The following is a 3,716-nucleotide window of genomic DNA, read 5'->3' as shown; positions in this document are numbered from 1 at the left end:
CGGACCAGTTCGCGGCGTTTGGCTACGGGCGTTCCGCCGTGGAGAATCAGGCCTTCCCGCCCGAAAAGCGATCCGAGGAACGCGGCAAGGGGCTCGGTGGTTTCGCGGAATTGCGTAAACACCAGAACCTTTTCCTGCTTCGCCGCGATCACGTCGACCAGTTCGCGCAGCCGCGCAAATTTGCCACTGGCTTCCGGCTGCCACGCCGCGTCGCCAAGCCACTGGGACGGATGGTTGCAGATCTGCTTGAACCGCATCAGGTAGCTTAGTACGATCCCTTTGCGTTCAATACCGTCGGTACCATCCAGCGCCGCAGTCAGGTCCTTGACTGCGCGTCCGTAAAGGGCGGCCTGGATGGGGCTCAGGTGGCACCACGCCTTGAGTTCGGTTTTTTCCGGGAGATCGGCAATCACACGCCGGTCTGTTTTCAGACGACGCAGAATGTAGGGCCGCACGAGGTTTCGAAGCGGGCCGAAATGCTCCATTTTCGCCAGACGCCGGGTCAGACCGGCAAATTCCTTCGCCGAGCCCAGCAGGCCTGGATGCGTGAAATCAAAAATGGACCACAGGTCCGACAGGCGATTTTCCACCGGGGTGCCCGTCAGGGCGATGCGTGAGCGTGCCTGAAGCTTCTTGACCTGTTTCGTCTGGCGGGTGCCGGGGTTCTTGATCGCCTGGGCCTCGTCGACAATCGCGATATTCCACTGGAACGCTTCCAGAACGGGCTGGCGCAGCAGCGAGCCGAAGCTGGTAATGACGAGGTCCGTCTGCATGAGCCGCGCACTGTCCAGGGCGCGTAGTTCGTCTGCAGGCGTCATGGACGGATGCGCTACCAGCACGCGCAACCCCGGTGCGAAACGCTCCGCCTCCGCGGCCCAGTTTGCCAGCAGGGACGCCGGGGCGACCAGCAGGCTCGGGCGCGGCTCGACCGGGTCGCGCTTGAGGATCAGTAGCAGGGAGAGGACCTGCATCGTCTTTCCGAGACCCATATCGTCGGCAAGACACGCTCCGAGCCCGAGCTGGCTGAGCAGGTAGAGCCAGCGCACACCGGCCTGCTGGTACGGTCGAAGCTGCGCTTTCAGATCGGGACCCGGATCGACGTGCGCCAGCCCTTCCGGCTGGCGCAACTGCTGCAGCATCTGTGCAAGCCAGTCGCCAGCCACGACCTGCGCCCAGTCGCGCTCGCCGAACGCGTCCTCTTCATTACCGGAGACGCCCGCCAGCAGACGCAACGCATCGTTCAGCGGCAGTCCCGCCTGCGCGGCCTTTTCCAGACCTTCAAAGCGCTGAAGCAGGCGGCCCAGCTTCTTCGTGTCGACCTCGATCCAGCGCCCGCGAATCCACTGAAGGCCGTCGGCCCCCTTGAGCAGAGTCCGGATCTCGGCCGGACTCAACGATTCGCCATCGAGTGACACCTCCATCCTGAAGTCGAGCAGCGCTTCCCTGCCAAGGAGTGACGGAGGCTGCGTCCCGACGCTCGCCCTGACCGCGGGCCGCGCGGGGCGTCCCGCCGCCCAGCTCGCCGGTAGTCGAACCTTGATGCCGGCAGATTCCAGGGCGGGCAGATCCGAGAGAAGCCGCCAGGCGTCGGCGGGCATCCAGCGCAACGGGTGATAGATTTCGCGCGATTCAACCATCGCACGCAGCCAGTCACAGCGTTCAGCTGCACGCTGAACCGGCATGAGGAGCGAGAGCAGCTGCGCTTTGTTGCGAGCACCGGAGAATTCCTCGAGTGCTCGTGACAGGGGTTGATGCTGCGTCTTGCCATGGGCCGACAGGCGCGCAGCGTACGTAGCCAGAAATGCGAAAGGTGCTTCGGGGTCCTTGCGGTTTTCGGCAAGGTTGAAGTGAACCCGGCCCACCAGATTCCAGGCAGGATGACGCGACCTGAGGAATGCCTGAAGTGACCCTCCCGAATCAGCGAGCTCGGCGCGCAGGGCACCATCGATTTCGCCCCAGAGTGCCGCCAGAACATCCGGCGTGAGATATTCAGCGCCCGTCATGGGCGGCGCGTCTTCGATCAGTGTGCCGAGCTCCAGCGGGTCTGGCTCTGCGCCCGCGATGTCCCCACCTTCCGCCGTAGTGCACAGGGCCGTGACATAGCGGGCCCCCAGTTCGCGCCACCACGCCCAGGCGGGCGGCAATGCTCGCCCGATGGTCGCGCTTCCCAGGTAAAGCAGCCCGTGACCAGCGCCGCGCGCGAAAGCCGCGCCCAGCGCTACGTCATCAGGCAGCGCGGGCGCCTCGACGTCGGGTGCGGCAAGCAGGTGGCCAGCCGGTGTGATTCGTGGCGAGAGGCGATCGGTATCGGTCAAGGACATGAACAGTTGATGGGAAGTCCCGGTTTCAAATGCAGGTGGAAGACGGGTCCGCCAGGAGATCACGTATCGCCTGCGCCGTGGGAAAAATGACCGGTCCTGGTCGTGGGACGGATTGTTTCGCAGCACGTCACATGACATCGCCGGGCGAAGCATCTGTCCACGGCGTGCAAAGCCAGACCCTTCCGGGTGCGGGCGCGCTAAGCGTTACGACGCGGGCGCCGGTCCGGCACGGCTTACCGGGGCGATGTCGTGCATGTTGCTTGTGCTGAATGCTTCGGCCAGCGCAGCCCCATCGGTCGGGAACGGCTCGTCCCAGACCGTGGACGTCCCGGACGCGTCGATTATTTCCAGTATCCAGCCGTCGCGACCCTCATCGCCGGCGCGATAGATGTGCGCATCGACAGACGTGCCGCCACGCGTGATGCGCGTAGCCAGCGGGGACAATGCCAGCGGGTGAAACGCGTCGTCCGTCACCCGGCCGAGCGAATCTACGAGGAACACATCTYTGGACACGCTCCCGTCCCGGGCGGCCCGATTCCTCACTGTGGTCTGCGTCGCCGTCCTGGCCTTCGGCCATGAACCCGCCCGGATCGCGCCTCGCTGCTCGCCCTGCTCCACCAACCTCCGACGTTCCTCACACCCGTAGCGATGGATATTGAGTGTCGATGCCGCGAGCTGGAGGACAAACGACCGGCGTTGCCCGACCGTGTAGTCCCGCCGCGCCAGTTCCTGGTATCCGGAGGCTGTGCCGAATAGCAGGATGACATTGAACCACCATGGGYGCCGTTCGATCAGCGGCTCCCAGGCCTCCCGGTCGATGTCGATGCCCTTGCAATAACCCTCGCACCATTCGTCGAGGACAGGAACCTCTTCTCCCTCGTATACGCTCGTGTGCAGCGGGAGTTCGAACAGGTCGGGGCATTGATTCAGGGTGTCGTTAATGTCGTTCCAGTACTGAAAGATCAGTCCTGTGACCTTGCGAGCCCGACCCGCCGACAGGAATCTGGGTTGACGGGTTGCGTGCCTGGCATCCCAGATCCAGGGAAGGATCGCGCCCGGCAATATCGCATTCGGTCCTGAGATGACGGCAGTCAGAAAGCCATGCAACATGACCGCACCCATCGCATCGTTGCAGACGGCATTGCCCGAAAGAAAGCGTTCGAGGAATTCCAGCTCTTCGTCAGTCAACGGATTGTTGAGTTCGGGATCAGGATGATCGAATTTCATGGTATGTCCGTGGGGTATGCGGCAACCGCAATGCAGTTCACCCGCTTCGCCATTGCCGCCGACGTTCAGCGCGACGCCGCGCCTCCGGGAAGCCTCTCCGGCCAGTGTCACAGTCCCTGCATTTTATCCGAGGCGCGATGCACAGACCGGACGCCGGGCGACACGCGA

2 protein-coding genes are annotated in these 3,716 nt (G+C 63.8%); both read right to left on the bottom strand.

Annotation, left to right across the window (positions count from 1 at the left end; genetic code table 11):
• Positions 1-2,321, bottom strand: a 2,321-nt coding sequence (locus tag E1N52_RS43090; protein WP_133191165.1) for a DEAD/DEAH box helicase, incomplete at its 3' end; no start/stop codon positions are given.
• Between the two features lie 204 nt (positions 2,322-2,525).
• A complete protein-coding gene (locus tag E1N52_RS43085) occupies positions 2,526-3,548 on the bottom strand; it encodes a UPF0149 family protein (protein WP_133191163.1) in 1,023 nt (340 codons plus the stop codon).
• Positions 3,549-3,716 lie beyond the last annotated feature (168 nt).

Origin of the sequence: Paraburkholderia guartelaensis (genome assembly GCF_004353905.1) — a bacterium.
GTDB classification, from domain to species: domain Bacteria; phylum Pseudomonadota; class Gammaproteobacteria; order Burkholderiales; family Burkholderiaceae; genus Paraburkholderia; species Paraburkholderia guartelaensis.
Note: the sequence above shows the minus strand (reverse complement) of the source record. Positions and strands in the feature narration are given on the sequence as shown.